This window comes from Streptomyces sp. NBC_01244 (assembly GCF_035987325.1).
Lineage (GTDB): Bacteria > Actinomycetota > Actinomycetes > Streptomycetales > Streptomycetaceae > Streptomyces.
In genome coordinates, this window is sequence record NZ_CP108488.1 from 5767261 (window position 1) to 5786314 (window position 19054).

Sequence of the window (19054 nt, forward strand, 5' to 3'; positions counted from 1 at the left end):
CGCAGACCCGGCGCGAAGAGCTATCCGGGCATCATGCCCATCTGGCGCATCAGGCCCGGGGCGTCGTAGTACCACCAGTCCTCGGCGATCCGGCCGTTCTCGATCCGGCAGGTCGTACAGCCCGACATGGTGAATTCCTTGCCGGTCGGCGAGACCCCCATGAACTCGCCCTTGTGGGTGCCCTTCCAGTCCCACAGGGTGGTGACGCAGTCGCCTTCGGCGATCTGGCGCGTCATGTCGAAGGTCATGTCGAAGGCGCCCCGCCACATGCCGACGGTCTTGCGGATGCCTTCGCGGCCGTTGCCCTGGCCGGCGCTCTCCATGATGTCGTGGGTGACGTAGTCGGCCGCGATGCACTCTTGGACGGCGTCGAAGTTGCCCTTGCCCACGACCTCCTCGAGGAAGCGGTTCACGACGAGCTTGTTGAGGTACTCGTCACGGACCACGTCGAGGTTCATGAACTTCGGCATGCCGTCGCAGAGGGCCACCATCTCCTGGAACATCCGGTCGGTTTCCGGGAGCTGGGAGTTCCTCATGGCCTCTTCGTACGAGGGGAATTCGACGAGGTCCACGTAGTGGGTCTTGGAGTCGCGGTCCCTGCCGATGAGGGTGTGGGTGACCGTGCGCTTTCCGGCGGTCTGCTCGGCATAGCGGTCGATGAGACTGTTCATCTCGTCGAAGCGCTTGGTCTCGTAGTCGATCACTTGTACGAATGTCATCGCGTCGCCTCCCGCGCTGGATGGGACACATCCAGTCTAGGGAGATTTCACCCATATGCCGCGTTTACCCACAGGTCATCACGGGCCCGGTTGCCCGCCCGGTTATTGGGGCCCGTACTTGCGCCCCGTCCGCGAGGACACCCCGCCCAGCAGTCCCCGCGGGGTCAGCTTCACCACGCTCATCAGTGCCTTGTACCGCGGGTCCGGGATCGACACCGTCTTGCCCCGCGCCAGATCGGCCAGGGCCGCCGCCACCAGCTTGTCGGCGTCGAGCCACATCCAGCCGGGGATGTTGTCCGTGCCCATGCCGGCCCGCTCGTGGAACTCGGTCCGGACGAAGCCCGGGCACAGCGCCATCAGCCGTACGCCCGAGCCGGTCAGGTCCTTGGCCGCACCCTGGGTGAACTGCACGACCCAGGCCTTGCTCGCCCCGTACGTGCCGCGCGGCAGGAAGGCGGCCACCGAGGCCACGTTGATCACGCCGCCGCGCCCGCGCGAGCGCATCGGCTCCACGGCCGCCGAGGTCAGCCGCAGCACGGCCTCGATGTGGACCTTCAGCATGGTCAGCTCGTCGGCCATGGAGACCTCGAGGTAGCGGCCCTTGTTGCCGAAGCCCGCGTTGTTCACCAACAGGTCCACGGGGTGCTTGCGGTCGGCGAGGCGCTCCTCGACCGCCGTGATGCCCTCCTCGGTGGAGAGGTCGGCGGCCAGCACCTCCGCCTCGATCCCGTGCCGGTCGTGCAGCTCGGTGGCCTGCTCGCCGAGCCGCTTCGTGTCCCGGGCCACCAGGACCAGGTTGTGCCCCTGGGCGGCGAGCCGCCGGGCGAAGGCGGCGCCGATGCCCGCCGTGGATCCCGTAATCAACGCAGTCGTCATAGGCGCAACCTAGTCGCCCCGCTTCCCGTACTTCTCCACGTGGGCCAGCGCCTTGTCCCGAGCCTCCGGCTCCAGTGCGTCGCCCGCCGCCAGCGTGCGCGGCAGCAGATCCCGCTCGGTGGTGAAGGCGCGGAACCAGAACTCCACCGTCACCTCGTGGTCCGGGCGGTGCACGACCTCGATGGTGTCGCCGGGGGAGACCGAGCCCTCCCGAAGGACCCGCAGGTAGGCGCCCGGCCGGGCTTCCTGCGTGAACCGCTTGACCCAGGCCTTCTCGCCGAGCATCCCCTGGAAGGTCCGGCACGGGATACGGGCCGAGGCCACCTCGAGGAGCAGATCGGGGCCGACCCGCCACCGCTCGCCGAGCAGCGCGCCGTTCACGTCGAGACCGGAGGTGGTGAAGTTCTCGCCGAAGATCCCGCCGGGCAGTTCGCGGCCGAGCTCGCCCTCCCACCACTCCAGGTCCTCGCGGGCGTACGCGTACACGGCCTGGTGGTCACCGCCGTGATGGCGCAGATGGCAGACGTCGTCCCCCTCCACGCCGCTCGCGCCGACACCCTTGGGTCCCGGCGCGAAGACCCGTACGGGTCCCGGCGCCGGAATCTTGCCGTGACCGGTCAGCCCGTCCGGGGCGTCGGTGTAGTCGACGGCCGTCGCGCGGCCGAGGTTCACGGAGATCAGATGCATGGCCCCACGCTAGCCGAATCACCTCAAAGGCAGCCCGGGATTATTCGCGCCGACATCAAAGCACCCCTTATGCTCGAAGGGTGATCGAGGCACGCCATCTCCGAGTTCTGCGCGCTGTCGCCGGAACCGGGTCCTTCTCCGCCGCCGCCCGCGAGCTCGGCTGCACCCAGCCGGCCGTCTCCCAGCAGATGAAGGCGCTGGAGCAGTCCGCCGGCACCCCGCTGCTGATCCGCACCGGGCGCGAAATGCGCCTCACCCAGGCCGGTGAGGCGCTGGTCCGGCATGCCGCCGGGATCCTCGCCGGGCTGACGGCCGCCGAGGAGGAGGTCGCGGCCATCGCCGGGCTGCGCGCCGGCCGGGTCCGCCTGGTCTCCTTCCCCAGCGGCAGTTCCACGCTGGTGCCGACCGCGCTCGCGGCGATGCGCGCCGAGCATCCGGGGACCCGGATCTCGCTGGTCGAGGCGGAGCCGCCGCGCTCGGTGGAGATGCTGCGCGAGGGCGACTGCGATCTCGCACTGGCCTTCCGCTACGGCGGCGCCTCCGGATCGGCGACGGAGTGGGAGGACCTCGTGGTCCGGCCGCTGCTGACCGACCGGCTCGTCGGGCTGGTGCCCGAGGGGCACCGGCTGGCGGGGGCGGAGCGGGTGGGCATGGCGCAGCTGGCCGACGAGCCCTGGATCGCGGGCTGTCCGCGCTGCCGCCGCCATCTGGTGGAGGTGTGCGAAGCCGTCGGCTTCACCCCGCGCATCGACTTCGCCACCGACGACTACCCGGCCGTGGTCGGCCTGGTCGGGGCCGGGCTCGGGGTCGCGGTGCTGCCCGAGCTCGCGGTGGAGTCCGTACGGGCCAAGGGCGTGAGCACCCTCGTCGTGGAACCGGCCGTCGAGCGGGAGGTCGTCGCGCTGACCCTGCCCGACCTGGCCAGGGTCCCGGCGGTGGCCGCGACCCTGGCCCAGCTGGAGCGGGCCGCCCGGCGCTGACGTCCTGCGCCGGCGGTCCGGCGCTGACGGTCCGGCCACCCGGCCCATCGGCGCCGGATCAGTGGCGCCGGGTCAGTGGCGCCGGGTCAGTGGCGCCGGACCGGCAGCGCCGGACGGGGCCGCCACGTGAAGGACCGTACGGCGGTACGGCCGGTCGGGTGGCGGACCCGGTCCGGTACGTGGCACGCCGGCGCGTGCCGGTGCCGTGTGTGCCGGTGCCGTGCCTGTCGGTGCTGTGTCTGTCGACGAGTCGAGGAAACGTTCCTTCGGTCGTTTCGTGTGAAGCCCGCTCAGTGCGGAGCGATCGGCGTGCTCGGTCCGATCGCGCTCGTCGCCGGGATCAGGCGATGGCGTGCGCGGCCCATCAGTTCTTCGCGTTCGTCCTCGGTGAGGCCGCCCCACACCCCGTAGGGCTCGCGGACGGCGAGTGCGTGTGCGGCGCATTCAGAACGCACCGGGCAGCGCATGCAGACCTCTTTAGCCGAGGTCTCGCGCGCGCTCCTGGCCGCGCCCCGCTCGCCTTCCGGGTGGAAGAAGAGGGAGCTGTCGACCCCGCGGCAGGCAGCCAGCAGCTGCCAGTCCCAGAGATCGGCGTTCGGTCCGGGGAGGCGGGAGAAATCTGCCATTGGTAGTCCTCTTGGTGCCGGTACTGAGGCGGATACGGTCCATGTCTCCACACCTACTGTCGTAGTAGATGTAAATATGACTCATTGGGAATCTAGCCTCAGACATGTGCCAAACGGAAGGAAAGCCGCCAAATAGGGCATACCGTCATCTGGAGGACACGCGGCGAGTGGCGCCTGCCTTGTGTTCGCTTCCTCACGTAGAGTGCCGAAGGTGTCCGTCCGACCCGTAACTCTTTCGAGTGACCATCGTTGAGAGTGCGAAGGCGGTTGAACCAAGAAGTTCTCGGACAGGTGTCCGGGGGCATCGACCGCACAGGTGACGATACGTACCAGCCTGGAGGCTCAAGGTGACGCGCATCAGCAGCTGCGGAGGGCGGTCATGACATCCGTCCTCGTCTGCGACGACTCCCCGCTTGCCCGAGAGGCGCTCCGTCGCGCGGTTGCCACCGTGCCCGGCGTCGAGCGTGTGACGACGGCTGCCAACGGCGAGGAAGTCCTCCGCCGCTGGGGTGCCGACCGTTCCGACCTGATTCTGATGGATGTACGGATGCCCGGGCTCGGCGGTGTGGAGACGGTTCGCCGGCTGCTCTCGGCCGACCCCGGCGCCCGCATCATCATGCTGACGGTCGCCGAAGACCTGGACGGCGTGGCCCTCGCGGTCGCCGCCGGCGCCCGGGGCTATCTGCACAAGGACGCCTCGCGCGCCGAACTGCGGGCCACGGTCACCCAGGCCCTCGCCGACCCGACCTGGAGGCTGGCCCCGCGCCGGCTCCGCTCGGCCGAGATGGGCGCCGCGCCCACGCTCACCGCGCGCGAGATCCAGGTGTTGGAGGGCATGAGCCACGGCCGGTCCAATGCGGAGATCGGGCGCGAGCTCTTCCTCTCCGAGGACACGGTCAAGACGCACGCCCGCCGGCTGTTCAAGAAGCTCGGCGCGTCCGACCGGGCGCACGCCGTGGCGCTCGGGTTCCGCTGGGGCCTGGTCCGCTGACCGCGCGACCGCCGGCCCTCACCGGCCGGCGGTGCCGCGGGCGGGCCGGCCCGCCCGGCTCCCCGGATCTCCCGGTCCCGACCGCCCACCGGAATCTCCCGCCGTCGGATCCGCCGCACCCTGGTGCGTACCGGGGATTGACGGTGCACAATCCGGGGGACGTGTCGCTTCGGGCGCGATGCCGCATGCTTGAGGGTGTGGCGCATCCTGGAGATGTCGCCGCGGGGACGATTCGGCCGAGCGGGAGGGGAGGGGCCAGAGCATGAGTTCCGGTGCACCCACCCCGCACAACCCGTCGACGCATAACGCTTCGACGCACAACACGGGCCGCGGTGCCGCGAATACTCCGGCGCCAAGGCACCATGGATTGATGCGCGACGACGAGGCCCCGGGGTCACCCGCGACCACAGGCGGCAGCGGCGCCTCCCGAAACAGCGGCGACAGTACCGTCAGCGCGCTCGTACGCCGTGCGGTGGAAGGCGACGAGCAGGCCACCCACGATCTGCTCGCCTTCGTGCACCCCCTCGCCATCCGCTACTGCCGCTCCCGCCTGTCGCGACTTCCGGGTGACGCTCGTCACTTCGTGGAGGACCTCGCGCAGGAGGTCTGCGTCGCCGTGCTGATGGCGCTGCCGCGCTACCGCGACACCGGGCGCCCCTTCGAAGCCTTCGTCTTCGCCATCGCCGCGCACAAGGTCGCCGATCTCCAGCGGGCCGCCATGCGCCATCCGGGCAGTACGGCCGTGCCCTCCGACGAGATGCCGGAACGGCCCGACGACTCCCTGGGTCCGGAGGAGCGCGCGCTGCTGAGCAGTGACGCCGCCTGGGCCAAGAAGCTGCTCGCCAATCTGCCGGAGAACCAGCGCGAGCTCCTGGTCCTGCGCGTGGCCGTCGGGCTGACCGCCGAAGAGACCGGGCAGATGCTCGGGATGTCCCCCGGGGCGGTGCGCGTCGCCCAGCACCGGGCGCTGAGCCGGCTCCGTGCGCTCGCAGAGCAGTAGGCCGTACGGGGTTTTTCCCGTAGGAACCTACGAACCTTGCCCTTGATCTTGGTCGTGGAATGAGACGCGTCGGGATCCCGTTAGCATGGACATCCGCGCTGAGCAAGACCATCTTGGAAGGTGTCATGACTGTGAACGCCGACGGAGTGCCCGACAAATTCGCCACGCTCGGCCTCACTTATGACGATGTGCTGCTGCTTCCCGGGTCCTCGGACATGTCCCCGGACGCCATCGACACGTCCTCGCTCATCTCCCGCAACGTCCGTGTGAACGTCCCGCTGCTCTCCGCCGCCATGGACAAGGTCACCGAGGCCCGGATGGCCATCGCGATGGCCCGCCAGGGCGGCGTCGGCGTCCTGCACCGCAACCTCTCCATCGCCGACCAGGCCAACCAGGTCGACCTGGTCAAGCGCTCCGAGTCCGGCATGGTCACCGACCCGATCACGGTGCACCCCGACGCGACCCTGCGCGAGGCCGACGAGCTCTGCGCCAAGTTCCGGATCTCCGGCGTCCCGGTCACCGACCCGGCGGGCAAGCTGCTCGGCATCGTCACCAACCGCGACATGGCCTTCGAGTCGGACCGCAGCCGCCAGGTGCGCGAGGTCATGACCCCGATGCCGCTGGTCACGGGCAAGGTGGGCATCTCCGGCGTGGACGCCATGGAGCTGCTGCGCCGCCACAAGATCGAGAAGCTGCCGCTCGTCGACGAGGCCGGCCTCCTCAAGGGCCTCATCACGGTCAAGGACTTCGTCAAGGCCGAGAAGTACCCGAACGCCGCCAAGGACAAGGACGGCCGACTGCTCGTCGGCGCGGCCGTCGGCGTCGCGGGCGACGCGTACGAGCGGGCCCAGGCCCTGATCGAGGCGGGCGCCGACTTCATCGTCGTCGACACCGCCCACGGCCACTCCCGCCTCGTCGGCGACATGGTCTCCAAGATCAAGTCGAACTCGACGGTCGACGTCATCGGCGGCAACATCGCCACCCGCGACGGTGCCCAGGCCCTCATCGACGCCGGCTGTGACGGCATCAAGGTCGGCGTCGGTCCCGGCTCCATCTGCACCACCCGCGTCGTCGCCGGCATCGGCGTTCCGCAGGTCACCGCGATCTACGAGGCCGCGCTCGCCGCCAAGGCGGCCGGCGTGCCGGTCATCGGCGACGGTGGCCTGCAGTACTCCGGCGACATCGCGAAGGCGCTCGTCGCCGGCGCCGACACGGTGATGCTCGGCTCGCTGCTCGCGGGCTGCGAGGAGTCCCCGGGCGAGCTGCTGTTCATCAACGGCAAGCAGTTCAAGTCGTACCGCGGCATGGGCTCGCTCGGCGCGATGCAGTCCCGCGGCGACCGCAAGTCCTTCTCCAAGGACCGCTACTTCCAGGAGGGCGTGGGCGGCGACGACAAGCTCATCCCCGAGGGCATCGAGGGCCAGGTCCCGTACCGCGGCCCGCTCTCCGCGGTCGTGCACCAGCTCGTCGGCGGCCTGCGCCAGTCGATGTTCTACGTCGGCGGACGCACGGTGCCGGAGCTCCAGGACCGCGGCCGGTTCGTCCGGATCACCTCGGCGGGGCTCAAGGAGAGCCACCCGCACGACATCCAGATGACGGTCGAGGCGCCGAACTACAGCCGCAAGGGCTGATACCAGCAGCTCAGGAGGGGCGGGCCCGCACGGGTCCGCCCCTCCGGCGTGCCCGGCGGGTGCGTCCGTACAGCGGTCACCGGAACGCGGCGCGCCGGGGTTCGGGGATACTGGACGGGCAGACCCAGAGGAAAGGCCACCACACGTGACTGAGATCGAGATCGGGCGCGGCAAGCGCGGCCGCCGGGCGTACGCGTTCGATGACATCGCCATCGTCCCCAGCCGCCGGACCCGGGACCCGAAGGAGGTCTCGATCGCCTGGCAGATCGACGCCTACCGCTTCGAGCTCCCGTTCCTGGCCGCTCCCATGGACTCGGTCGTCTCCCCGCAGACCGCCATCCGCATCGGCGAGCTCGGCGGCCTCGGCGTGCTGAACCTCGAAGGTCTGTGGACCCGGTACGAGGACCCGCAGCCGCTGCTGGACGAGATCGCGGAGCTGGACGAGGAGTCCGCCACCCGCCGTCTCCAGGAGATCTACTCCGCCCCCATCCAGGCGGACCTGATCCGTCAGCGGATCAAGGAGGTGCGCGACTCCGGTGTCGTCACCGCCGCCGCGCTCTCCCCGCAGCGCACGGCCGAGTTCTCCAAGGCCGTCGTCGACGCGGGCGTGGACATCTTCGTGATCCGCGGCACCACCGTGTCGGCGGAGCACGTCTCCGGCGCCGCCGAGCCGCTGAACCTCAAGCAGTTCATCTACGAGCTCGACGTCCCGGTCATCGTGGGCGGCTGCGCCACCTACACCGCGGCCCTGCACCTGATGCGCACCGGCGCGGCCGGTGTCCTGGTCGGCTTCGGCGGCGGCGCCGCGCACACCACGCGCAACGTGCTGGGCATCCAGGTCCCGATGGCCACCGCCGTCGCCGACGTGGCCGCGGCCCGCCGCGACTACATGGACGAGTCCGGCGGCCGCTACGTGCACGTCATCGCCGACGGCGGCGTGGGCTGGTCCGGCGACATCCCGAAGGCCGTCGCCTGCGGCGCCGACGCCGTGATGATGGGCTCCCCGCTGGCCCGTGCCACCGACGCGCCCGGCAAGGGCAACCACTGGGGCATGGAGGCCGTCCACGAGGACGTGCCGCGCGGCAAGAAGGTCGACCTCGGCACGGTCGGCACCACCGAGGAGATCCTCACCGGCCCGTCGCACTCACCGGACGGCTCGATGAACATCTTCGGCGCGCTGCGCCGCTCGATGGCCACCACCGGCTACAGCGAGCTCAAGGAGTTCCAGCGGGTCGAGGTCACGATCGCGGACTCGCAGCACAGCCGCTGACGCCCGTCCCGTACCGCCTGAGGCCCGGCTTCCCCTGTGGGGAGCCGGGCCTCGGGCGTGCCGGGGGTGCGCGGCCGGGGTCCGGTCAGCTCTTGCCCTTGGTCCGGCGGTTCACGCAGATGGACCACGGGACGAGGAAAGCCGCCGCGAGGAGCAGCCAGGGCACCAGGGAGTACGCGTCGTCCCGGGCGAGCTGGCCGTGCCGGTCGCCCATGAACGTGCCGGCCAGGACCACCCACGCGAGGGCGAGCATCCCGGGGACGCCGAGCACCCACAGCAGGACGGTGAACCGGGCGGAGGGTTCGAAGCGCGTGGGGTGTGGGGGGCGCGAGGTGTTCGGGCGGTTCGGGGTGTTCGGGAGGTTCGGGGACACGCGCGGATCATAGGGCCGGGGGTCGTGCGGAAGACAGGTTTCCGGGTGGCGCGTGATCATGGGGATGCCTGCTCGGAGCGGCGAAGCCGCGAATCCGCGGGGGCCGGGAACGGGGACGGCCCCGGAGTCCTGTGCGGAGTCCGGGGCCGGGCCGTGTGGAACCGAGGAGTCAGGCGGCCTTGCGGGCCGACTGGAAGGCGGTGTAGCCGCCGAGGGCGAGGAAGAGGTACGTCATCGGGCCGGACGTCTCCTTCCAGGCGTCGACGAGCAGGGAGGTGCCGAGGTCGAGCACGTCGAGGGTGCTCACGCCGAGCTCGTCCGCACCGATCATGGCGATGCCGAGGATCTGGCCCCCGAACACGGCGGCCAGCGAGAGCAGGGCGCTGAGCACCGGCAGGAGGGGGTTGGCCCCGCCGAGCTTGCCGGCGGCGAAGCCGACCGCTGCGCCGACGGCGACGGCCGCGAAGCCGATCTGGTACTCGGTCATGCCGATGATCGTGCCGTAGACGGCACCGGTGACCAGGGCGGCACCCACGGCCGCGGCGATCCCGAGGCCCACGTTGGCGGGGCGCGCCGGGGCCGGGGCCTGGGCCCGGAGGAAGTCGGCGCCGGACGGGCCCGGGTAGCCGGCCGGGGCGGCGGCGTCGGGTGCGTGCGTCGCGTGCGTCGCGGGCGTCGCCGGAGTGGTGGAGTCGGACGCGGGCGACGGGAACTGCTGGCTCATGGAGAAATCCCCCCCAGGGATTCGTGGGCACACGGGCCCGCACGACTGACGTGGGGGTGTATGTGCGAGATAAGTCGCCGCAGGCTAGCAGCAGCCTGCGACATCCGTGGAGGGGTTTCGGGTGGCGGAACCGTGCGCGCGGGGCACGCCCTAGAGGCGGTGTGCGGCGCCCGCCGGGCTGGCGCCTCGGGTGTCCAGGAGCAACTGGGCCTTCACCGCCAGGCCTTGCAGGTCGTAGGTGCGGTGGTGCTGGAGCAGGATCGTCAGATCGGCGTTGGCGGCGGCCTCGTACAACGATTCGGCGCGGGGGACGGGCTGGTCCCTGACGCGCCATCCGGCGATGTACGGGTCGTGGTAGCTGATCAGCGCACCGAGGTCGAGGAGGCGGCTGGCGATCTCGCGCGCCGGGGAGCCCTCCTGGTCGGCGAGGTCGGGCTTGTAGGTGACGCCCAGGAGGAGGACGCGGGCGCCGCGCGCGGACTTGCCGTGCTCGTTGAGCAGGGTCGCGCTGCGCTGGATGACGTACTGCGGCATCCGGTCGTTGATCTCCTGCGCCAGGCCGACCATGCGCAGCGGGTGGCCCGGGGTGCGGGTGGTGTGGGGGAGGTAGTTGGGGTCGAGGGGGACGCCGTGGCCGCCGACTCCGGGGCCGGGGCGGAAGGCCTGGAACCCGTACGGCTTGGTCTCGGCGCAGCGGATGACGTCCCACAGGTCCACGCCCAGGTCGTGGCAGAGCACGGCCATCTCGTTCATGAGGGCGATGTTGACGTGCCGGTAGTTCGTTTCGAGGAGCTGGACCGTTTCGGCCTCGCGCAGGCCGCGGGCGCGGACCACCTTGTCGGTGAGCCGGGCGTAGAAGGCGTGTGCGGACTCGGTGCAGGCGGGGGTGAGGCCGCCGATGACCCTGGGGGTGTTGGAGATGCCGTGCGTGCGGTTGCCGGGGTCGAGGCGGCTGGGGGAGTAGGCCAGGTGGAAGTCCCGGCCGGCGCGCAGGCGGGAGCCCGATTCGAGGATCGGGCGCAGGTAGTCCTCGGTGACGCCGGGGTGGGCCGCCGATTCGAGGATGACGGTGGTGTGCGGGCGCAGCCGGGCGGCGAGCGTGCGGCCCGCCTCGCCGACCGCGGACAGGTCGAGCGCACGATCCGCGCCGAGCTGGGTAGGGGCGCAGATGACGGCGGTGCGGACCCGGCCGAGCTCGGCGGGGTTGGTGGTGACCCGGAAGCCGGCCGCCGACATGCGGCGGATCTCGGCGGCGGTGAGGGTGGAGTCCGTCGCCGGACCGCTGTCGTAGCCGACCGTCTCGATCCCGGCGGCCACGGCTGCCTGGGCGAGCGGGAGGCCGAGATGGCCGAGTCCGATGACGGCGAGATCTGCGGGCATGGGGGTGCCGTCCCTTCCCTTCCCTGACATGCATGAGGGGGCGGAGCGCGCAAGTCCTGTGGAGGAGGAAAGCTGGCGCAATGTCAGACTAGGCGTATATATGACAGATATGTCGTATTCAGGGGTCTTGGCCGCCTCCGTGTTATCCACAGGCGGTGGCTGATGTGGGTGCGGCCGGTGAGAATCATGAACGGGCGATGTGAGCGGGATCACCCACAACCGGTGGGATGGCCGCATAGGGCGGACGGGGCGACCCGCGTCAACGGGAGGCAGGCAGCCGTGAGGACTGGGACAGGGGCAGGGACGGGCGCAGCGGCAGGTGCGGGGACGGGGATGGGGATGGGGGGGAGCGGTGGGCGGGCCTCGCTGGGGCCCGTGCAGCGGGCCGAGGCGCTCGCCGGGATGGCCGAGCGGGAGCTGGACGTGTTGGTGGTCGGGGCCGGTGTGGTGGGCGCCGGTACCGCCCTCGATGCCGTGACCAGGGGTCTCGCCACCGGACTGGTGGAGGCGCGGGACTGGGCTTCGGGCACCTCCAGCCGTTCCAGCAAGCTCATCCACGGCGGGCTCAGATACCTGGAGATGCTCGACTTCGCCCTCGTGCGGGAGGCGCTCAAGGAGCGCGGCCTGCTGCTGGGGCGGCTCGCACCGCACCTGGTGAAGCCGGTGCCCTTCCTCTACCCGCTGCAGCACAAGGGGTGGGAGCGGTTCTATGCCGGGTCGGGCGTCGCGCTGTACGACGCCATGTCGCTCTCCAGCGGCCACGGGCGAGGGCTGCCGACGCACCGGCACCTCTCGCGCAAGCGCGCCCTGCGGATCGCGCCGGCGCTGCGCAAGGACGCACTGGTGGGCGCCCTGCAGTACTACGACGCCCAAATGGACGACGCGCGCTACGTGGCGACCCTGGTCCGGACGGCCGCGGCGTACGGGGCGCAGTGCGCCAACCGGGCGAGGGTCGTCGGCTTCCTGAGGGAGGGCGAGCGGGTGGTCGGCGCGCGGGTGCAGGACGTGGAGGGCGGCGGGGAGTACGAGATCCGGGCGAAGCAGATCGTGAACGCCACGGGGGTGTGGACGGACGACACCCAGGCGCTGATCGGGGAGCGCGGGCAGTTCCACGTGCGGGCTTCGAAGGGCATCCACCTCGTCGTCCCCAAGGACCGGATCCACTCCTCGACCGGGCTGATCCTGCGGACCGAGAAGTCGGTGCTCTTCGTCATCCCGTGGGGCCGCCACTGGATCGTGGGCACCACGGACACCGACTGGGACCTGGACAAGGCGCACCCGGCGGCGTCGAGCGCGGACATCGACTACCTGCTGGAGCACGTGAACTCGGTGCTGGCCGTCCCGCTCACCCGGGACGACGTCCAGGGGGTCTACGCCGGCCTGCGGCCGCTGCTGGCCGGGGAGTCGGACGCGACGAGCAAGCTCTCGCGCGAGCACACGGTGGCGCACCCCGTACCGGGGCTCGTGGTGGTCGCCGGCGGCAAGTACACGACGTACCGGGTGATGGCCAAGGACGCGGTGGACGAGGCGGTGCACGGGCTGGACCAGCGGGTCGCGCCGTGCGTGACGGAGGACGTGCCGCTGGTCGGTGCCGAGGGGTACCGGGCCCTGTGGAACGGCCGGGCGCGGATCGCCGCGCGGACGGGGCTCCATGTGGTGCGGGTGGAGCACCTCTTGAACCGGTTCGGCTCGCTGACGGAGGAGCTGCTGGCACTGATCGCGGAAGACCCCTCCCTCGGGGAGCCGCTGACGGGGGCCGACGACTACCTCCGGGCCGAGGTGGTCTACGCGGCCTCGCACGAGGGGGCGCGGCACCTGGACGACGTGCTGACGAGGCGGACGCGGATCTCGATCGAGACCTTCGACCGGGGGACGCGATCGGCGCGCGAGTGCGCGGAGTTGATGGCTCCGGTCCTGGGATGGGACGAGCAGCAGATCGAGAAGGAAGTGGAGCACTACGAGAAGAGGGTGCAGGCGGAACGGGAATCGCAGCGCCAGCCGGACGATCAGACGGCGGACGCGGCGAGGCTGGGGGCGCCGGACATCGTCCCGTTGTAACTCCGTCACTTCGCGGGCGGAACCGTGGACCCGGGGCTCCCGTCCGTTGCGGAGTAAGGGACAATGAGGGTTCTGCCGGGGCGGGTTACCGGGCACCCCGGCCGCTGCCAGGGCAACCGGAGCAGGCGGCACGAACGCAGAGGGGACGCATGTCGAAGCCGGAGCACACCGAGTCGCCGGAGCCGTCTGTCGGGACGGGATCGCCGGTGCCTCCGGCGACACCCCCGACGGACCCGAAGTCTCCCGCCGAGCCGCCCGCGGCGGGAGCCGCGAAGCGTGCCGCGGCGGGCGCTGCGAAGGCCGGTGACGGGTCGGCCGCCGACCCCGCCGGTGCCGAAGCCGGTGCGGGCGGGGCCGCGGAGTCCGCGAAGCCCGCTGCGGGGGTGACCGGTCCCGAGGACGCGAAGCCCGCGGCTTCCGCGGCGGAGCCGGAGCCGCGGAAGCCGGCTGCGGCGAAGGCTGCCGGTGGGGCCGAGCCGGAGGATGCGAAGCCCGCGGGTGTGGGCGCCGGGTCCGAGGGTGTGGCGAAGGCTGCCCGGGTGAAGGCCGAGCCGGAGGATGCGAAGCCTGCGGGTGTGGGCGCCGGGTCCGAGGGTGTGGCGAAGGCTGCCCGGGTGAAGGGCGAGCCGGAGGACGCGAAGCCCGTCGGTGCGAAGGCGGAGTTGCGGAAGGCCGCCGTCGTGAAGGCGGACGGTGCGGGCGAGGGCGCGAAGCCCGTCGCGGTGAGCAAGGCCGACGAGGTGGCCGCCGCCGTCAAGGCCGCCGCGGCCAAGGCGGGACAGGGCGCTCAGGACGAGGGCCGGCTGCTCGCGGGCCGGTACCGGCTCAGTGACGTCCTCGGCAAGGGCGGCATGGGCACCGTCTGGCGCGCCCGGGACGAGACCCTCGGCCGGACCGTCGCCGTCAAGGAACTCCGCTTCGGCAGCGGCGTCGACGAGGACGAGAAGCGCCGCCTCATCACCCGCACCCTCCGCGAGGCGAAAGCCATCGCCCGGATCCGCAGCGGCGGCGCGGTGACCGTCTACGACGTCGTCGACGAGGACGGCCGGCCGTGGATCGTCATGGAGCTCATCGAGGGCCCCTCGCTCGCGGAGTTCATCCGCGAGAGCGGCCCGCTGACCCCCCGCCGCGCCGCGGAAGTCGGCCTCGCCGTGCTCGACGTGCTCCGTGCCGCCCACCGCCAGGGCATCTTGCACCGGGACGTGAAGCCCTCCAACGTGCTCCTCGCCGACCACGGCAACGGCCGCGTGATCCTCACCGACTTCGGCATCGCCCAGGTCGAGGGCGACCCCTCCGTCACCTCCACCGGCATGCTCGTCGGCGCGCCCTCGTACATCTCGCCCGAGCGGGCCCGCGGCCAGCGCCCCGGCCCGCCGGCGGACATGTGGTCACTCGGCGGCCTGCTGTACGCCGCCGTCGAGGGGGTTCCCCCGTACGACAAGGGGTCGGCGCTCGCGACGCTCACCGCCGTGATGACCGAGCCCGTCGAACCGCCCAAGAACGCCGGCCCGCTGACCGAGGTCATCTACGGCCTCCTCGTCAAGGACCCCGCCCACCGGCTCGACGACGACCGCGCGCGGGCGCTGCTCACCGCCGTGATCGAAGCACCCGAGCCGCCGGCCCCCGTACTCGCCCCGGAGGTCGAGGAGACCCGGCAGATATCGCTCGCCGAGGCCCGCGACGCCGCCGAGAAGGCGGCTGCCGACAAGGCGGCCAAGGCCGCCGAGAAGGCGGAGAAGAAGGAACGCGAGCGCCGTGAGCGCGAGCAGCGCGAGCGTGCCCGCGCGGCGTTGAAGTCGGCCCGCAAGGCGGCGGCCGCCAGTGCCGCGGCCTCGGCCGCCGCCACGGCCGTGACCGCGACCGCCGCGGAGTCCCCGTCGCCGCGCCCGTCGCCCGTCGCGGCCCCGCTCACCGACGTCGTGCCGCGCCGCACCATCGCGCTCGCGATAGCCGGCGTGGTCGTGGCGCTCGCCGTCATCGGCTCGGTCATCGCGTACGCCATCAGCGGTGACGACGAGAAGGACGGTTCGCTGAAGGACGGCAAGGGCGGCAGTTCCGCAGCCGCTTCGAGCCCCGCCGCCGGCTCCTCGCCCCCGCCTTCGACCTCACCCTCGCCCACTCCCTCGCCCACTCCCTCGCCGAAGTCCGGAGAGTCGTCCGGCGGAGGGGCCGCCTCGCCGGGCCCGGGCACGTCGCAGGGCTCCGGCACCAATCCCGGCCAGGGCCAGGGCGCCACGCCCGGGGGAGCCCTGCCCGGGATCCCGCCCGGGTACGTCCAGGTCGACGACCCCGGGTTCCATTTCGCGATGGTCATGCCCGAGGGCTTCAAGCAGACCGGCGTGATAGGGGACAACGACGGCGTCATCTACAGCCGCGACGGTGGTTTCCCGCGCATCCAGATCGACTTCAACAGCTCGCCGAAGGACGATGCCCGCGCCGCCTGGCTGGCGCTGGCCCCGGGCGTGGCGAGCAGCAGCAGCAACTACAACCTGGTACGCCTCGAAGCGGTCGACTACCGCGGGTACCCGACCGTCGCGGACTGGGAGTTCGAGCGGGACCAGAAGGGTGCGCGGGTACGGGTGCTCGACCGCGGGTTCCGGATCGACTCGAAGCACGGCTACGCCATCATGATCACCTGCGTCGCGGACCAGTGGGCCGCGGCGGAGTGCACGCAGCTGCGCACCACGGCGTTCGACACCTTCCAGCCACGCGGCTGATACCCGCCCCGATCGGGCTCGGGTCAGCCTCGCCAGGGCCGGGACGCGGGCGCCCCGGGCGTCGTATCGTGTCAGCGGGGCCTGGGGGACGGGCCCGCAGCTCTCGGGGGAGGCGATGTGGAGGACTACGCGGGCCGGATCCTGGCCGAGCGCTACCGTCTGCCGCTGCCGCCGTCGGACGCTTACGAACTGATCGAGACCCGGGCCTTCGACACGCGCAGTGGCCAGGAAGTCCTCGTACGGCAGGTGCCGTTGCCGGAGGTCGTCGACGCGGAGCTGCTGGACGGCACGCGGGGCGGTCCCCCCGCCGCGGGGGGCCGGCGCGTACCGCAGGGTGAACTGCCCGCCGTGCGCAGGGCGATCGAGGCGGCGCAGGCGGCGGCTTCCGTGCCGGACCATCCGCGGCTGGACCAGGTCTTCGACGTGTTCGCGGAGGGCGGTTCGCTGTGGATAGTGAGCGAACTCGTCCCGGCCAGACCGCTGGCGGCGCTGATCGCCGACGAGCCGCTGAGCCCGTACCGGGCCGCGGAGGTGGCGGCGGACGTGCTGACCGCACTGCGGGTGCTGCACGGGCACGGGTGGACACACCGGAACATCACCATGCGGACGGTGCTGATCTGCGAAGACGGGCGAGTCGTCCTGACGGGGCTCGCGGCGGGGGCCGCGGAGGACGCCCTGTGCGGATACGACCCGGTCCCCCCGCGGGACGGGTACGCAGGCGGGTACGGCCACGCCGCCTTGGCCGGGCCGGGGGTGGACGCCGGGTACGGACAGGGACCCGAGGCCGGTGCGGGGTCGGTCGGCGGGCAGCGGGGCGGGCAGCCGGGCTGGGAGCAGCTCGGCGAGCGGTACGACGACTCCTACGGGAGCGGGCCCGCGGAGCCTTCCGGACGCAATGGCGTGCACGGTCCGGGTGCGGCCGTCCAGGGGGCTGGGAACGCGGCGGAGTACGCGCCGCTCGTGGCTCCGGGGTACGACACCGGGCCGCGCTACCGGGACCACATAAGCCCGGGCACGACCGGTACCGCAGGCACGTCCGCAGCCCCCGGTACTTCCGGGCCCCCCGGCCCTCCCAGCACCTCCGGCACTCCGGGAACTCCCGGCGCTTCCGACACTCCCGGCACTCCCGGGACCTCCGGCAACCCCGGGGACCGGCCCGATCTGAAGGCCGCCGCGCGGGCCGGGGCCATCGCCGCGTACCGGGCCGGGGCCCAGGCCGCCGCGCGGATCGCCGAGCAGCGCAAGGCCGGCGCGGAGCCCGCGCCGGAGCAGGAGGCGGAGCCGAGGCCGGAGGGGTCGAAGGTGCCGCAGGGGTACTCGTACCCGTACGGCGGCCCGGACAGCGGTGCGACCTGGCACGGAGCCACCCCGCGCCGCCAGGCCCTGCCTCCGGCCGAAGCGGAACCGCCGGCCCGAGCGGAACCCCCGGCCCGAGCCGCGCTGCCGGCGCAACTCGCCCTTCCCCAGGGCTACCAGCAGGCGGACGCCCCGGGCGACGGCCGGGCCCCCGGGCAGCCGACGGCGCCGGGCGGCCGGGCGCAGCCCCAGGACGGCGCGGAGCACCGGGCGGCCCCCGGGCCGGGGTACGACCCCGGCCACGGGCAGCCTTCTCCGGGACCGGGCCACCCGGACCAGGCGGGCTTCGACCGGCCGGTCCCGCGGGACGGCGCCGGGTACCTAGGGCAGCCCCGGCTCGGGCCGGACCGCCCGGATCCGGCGGGCCCCGGCCACGGCGACCCGCAGGGCGCCGCCGGGTGGGGGAGCGGGCCGCGGAGCGGGCTCGATGCCGAGCGGGCCCGGCAGACGCGGATGGCCGTGGTCGGGGCCGTTACCGAGCGGTGGGCTCCCGAGCAGGCGCAGGCCGTGCACGGGCCGTGGCAGCTGGCCGCGCCGGTCGGGCCGGCCACCGACCTGTGGGGGCTCGGCGCGCTGCTGTACCGGGCCGTACAGGGCCATGCCCCGTACCCCGAGGACAGCGTCGCCGAGCTCGTGGAGATGGTCTGCGCCGAGCCCCCCGCCTTCGCCGAGGAGTGCGGCCCGCTGCGCCCCATCGTGGAGTCCTTGCTGCGCCAGGACCCGACCGAGCGGCCCGACTTCGAGGAGCTCCGCGGCTGGCTGCGCTCCCTCGTGCGGTCCGCCCCGGAACCCGAGGGCGGCTTCGCCATGCTGCCGCCGGTGGTGGAGGACCCGGCCAGGCTGCCCGTCGTACGGCGGCGAGCCGACCTGCACGGCCGGCACCGCAGCGCCGAACACCCCCGCACGTCGCGTTCGCTGGGGCGTTCCCTGTTACTCGGGATCCTCGTCCTGCTCTCGGGAGCGGTGGCCTACGCCCTGTTCTTCATGCCCGGAGCCGCCGATCCGCAGGGCGGCGGGCAGAAGGCCGCCGGAATGAGGCCGCCCGCCGCGACCCCGTCGCAGAGCCCGGGCCGCGGCCCCGGCCAGAGCCCGAGCCCGAAGGCGAGCGGGTCCGGCCGGGCTCCGAGCCCTTCCGCGAACCCGCCCGAGTCCAGGCCCGCCCCGCAGACCAACGCCCCCGCTCCGCCCGGGTACACCGTCCAGCAGGACGCCGAGCACTTCTCGATCAACGTCCCGAACGGCTGGGAGCGCCGCGGAATGAACGAGTCCGGTCAGGTCCGCTACACGGAGGGGGACTTCGTGCTGACCGTCGTCCCCGGCCGGGACAAGGTCCAGGGCAACCCCGACCCGGCCACCTACCAGAAGGACAAGGAGCCCGAACTGGCCCCGTACCGCTCCTCCACCTGGTCCAGCGTCAGCGACATCAAGTCCACCAAGGTCGGCAACCAGCTCCGCGTGACCGGCCGGTACACCTGGATCGACGGCAACGGCCGGTCCGTCGTGGCCCGCAATTTCGTCGTCGCGCTCGGAGGTTCCTACCACGTCGTCATGGTCACGGGCCCGCAGGACCAGGAGGGCAAGGTCACCGAGACCTTCGAGCAGGCGACGGCCAGCTACAAGAGCGGCGGCTGACGAGGTATCAGTACGGCGATTGCGTCACAGTGCG

15 protein-coding genes are annotated in these 19054 nt (G+C 72.3%); 8 read left to right on the top strand and 7 right to left on the bottom strand.

What is annotated here, in order from left to right:
* Window positions 1–20: 20 nt before the first annotated feature.
* The 3 genes from OG247_RS26180 to OG247_RS26190 all read right to left on the bottom strand — a co-directional run bounded on the left by OG247_RS26180 (window position 21) and on the right by OG247_RS26190 (window position 2282).
* Window positions 21–719 carry an ester cyclase gene (locus OG247_RS26180; RefSeq protein ID WP_327254516.1) on the bottom strand — a complete coding sequence of 233 codons (699 nt, stop codon included), beginning with the start codon at window positions 717–719 and terminating at the stop codon, window positions 21–23.
* Window positions 720–821: 102 nt separating this feature from the next.
* Entirely contained in the window at window positions 822–1595 is a 774-nt protein-coding gene (locus tag OG247_RS26185) for an SDR family NAD(P)-dependent oxidoreductase (RefSeq protein WP_327254517.1), read from the bottom strand.
* A gap of 9 nt (window positions 1596–1604) precedes the next feature.
* The gene (locus tag OG247_RS26190; protein ID WP_327254518.1) at window positions 1605–2282 is read right to left on the bottom strand and encodes an MOSC domain-containing protein; all 678 of its coding nucleotides are present in this window, start codon (window positions 2280–2282) and stop codon (window positions 1605–1607) included.
* An 80-nt stretch (window positions 2283–2362) separates the two neighbouring features.
* Here OG247_RS26190 and OG247_RS26195 point away from each other — a divergent pair, with 80 nt between their 5' ends.
* Window positions 2363–3262 carry a LysR family transcriptional regulator gene (locus OG247_RS26195; RefSeq protein ID WP_327254519.1) on the top strand — a complete coding sequence of 300 codons (900 nt, stop codon included), beginning with the start codon at window positions 2363–2365 and terminating at the stop codon, window positions 3260–3262.
* A gap of 290 nt (window positions 3263–3552) precedes the next feature.
* On the opposite strand, the gene OG247_RS26200 is transcribed toward OG247_RS26195, so the two are convergent.
* Window positions 3553–3888: a WhiB family transcriptional regulator gene (locus OG247_RS26200; RefSeq protein WP_266905387.1), complete on the bottom strand. Its 336-nt coding sequence runs from the start codon at window positions 3886–3888 to the stop codon at window positions 3553–3555.
* A gap of 379 nt (window positions 3889–4267) precedes the next feature.
* Between OG247_RS26200 and OG247_RS26205 the strand changes: the two genes are divergently transcribed.
* The 4 genes from OG247_RS26205 to OG247_RS26220 all read left to right on the top strand — a co-directional run bounded on the left by OG247_RS26205 (window position 4268) and on the right by OG247_RS26220 (window position 8780).
* The gene (locus OG247_RS26205) at window positions 4268–4879 is read left to right on the top strand and encodes a response regulator transcription factor (protein ID WP_003948568.1); all 612 of its coding nucleotides are present in this window, start codon (window positions 4268–4270) and stop codon (window positions 4877–4879) included.
* A gap of 370 nt (window positions 4880–5249) precedes the next feature.
* Window positions 5250–5879: a sigma-70 family RNA polymerase sigma factor gene (locus tag OG247_RS26210; protein WP_243333434.1), complete on the top strand. Its 630-nt coding sequence runs from the start codon at window positions 5250–5252 to the stop codon at window positions 5877–5879.
* Between the two features lie 125 nt (window positions 5880–6004).
* Window positions 6005–7510: an IMP dehydrogenase gene (gene guaB, locus OG247_RS26215; protein WP_327254520.1), complete on the top strand. Its 1506-nt coding sequence runs from the start codon at window positions 6005–6007 to the stop codon at window positions 7508–7510.
* 145 nt (window positions 7511–7655) lie between these two features.
* The gene (locus OG247_RS26220) at window positions 7656–8780 is read left to right on the top strand and encodes a GuaB3 family IMP dehydrogenase-related protein (RefSeq protein WP_243333436.1); all 1125 of its coding nucleotides are present in this window, start codon (window positions 7656–7658) and stop codon (window positions 8778–8780) included.
* Window positions 8781–8865: 85 nt separating this feature from the next.
* Here OG247_RS26220 and OG247_RS26225 read toward each other — a convergent pair whose 3' ends face one another.
* The 3 genes from OG247_RS26225 to OG247_RS26235 form a co-directional block, all read right to left on the bottom strand.
* Window positions 8866–9153, bottom strand: a complete 288-nt coding sequence (locus tag OG247_RS26225) for a hypothetical protein (RefSeq protein WP_327254521.1) — start codon at window positions 9151–9153, stop codon at window positions 8866–8868.
* Window positions 9154–9322: 169 nt separating this feature from the next.
* Window positions 9323–9877 carry a hypothetical protein gene (locus tag OG247_RS26230; protein ID WP_327254522.1) on the bottom strand — a complete coding sequence of 185 codons (555 nt, stop codon included), beginning with the start codon at window positions 9875–9877 and terminating at the stop codon, window positions 9323–9325.
* 150 nt (window positions 9878–10027) lie between these two features.
* Complete coding sequence (locus tag OG247_RS26235) at window positions 10028–11257, bottom strand: nucleotide sugar dehydrogenase (protein ID WP_327254523.1); 1230 nt, start codon at window positions 11255–11257, stop codon at window positions 10028–10030.
* A gap of 339 nt (window positions 11258–11596) precedes the next feature.
* Here OG247_RS26235 and OG247_RS26240 point away from each other — a divergent pair, with 339 nt between their 5' ends.
* The 3 genes from OG247_RS26240 (at window position 11597) to OG247_RS26250 (ending at window position 19020) form a co-directional block, all read left to right on the top strand.
* Entirely contained in the window at window positions 11597–13315 is a 1719-nt protein-coding gene (locus tag OG247_RS26240; protein WP_327254524.1) for a glycerol-3-phosphate dehydrogenase/oxidase, read from the top strand.
* 149 nt (window positions 13316–13464) lie between these two features.
* Window positions 13465–16032, top strand: coding sequence for a serine/threonine-protein kinase (locus OG247_RS26245; protein WP_327254525.1), 2568 nt, complete (start codon window positions 13465–13467; stop codon window positions 16030–16032).
* 117 nt (window positions 16033–16149) lie between these two features.
* On the top strand, window positions 16150–19020 hold the full coding sequence (locus OG247_RS26250; protein ID WP_327254526.1) for a serine/threonine protein kinase: 2871 nt from the start codon (window positions 16150–16152) through the stop codon (window positions 19018–19020).
* The last annotated feature ends 34 nt before the right edge of the window (window positions 19021–19054 follow it).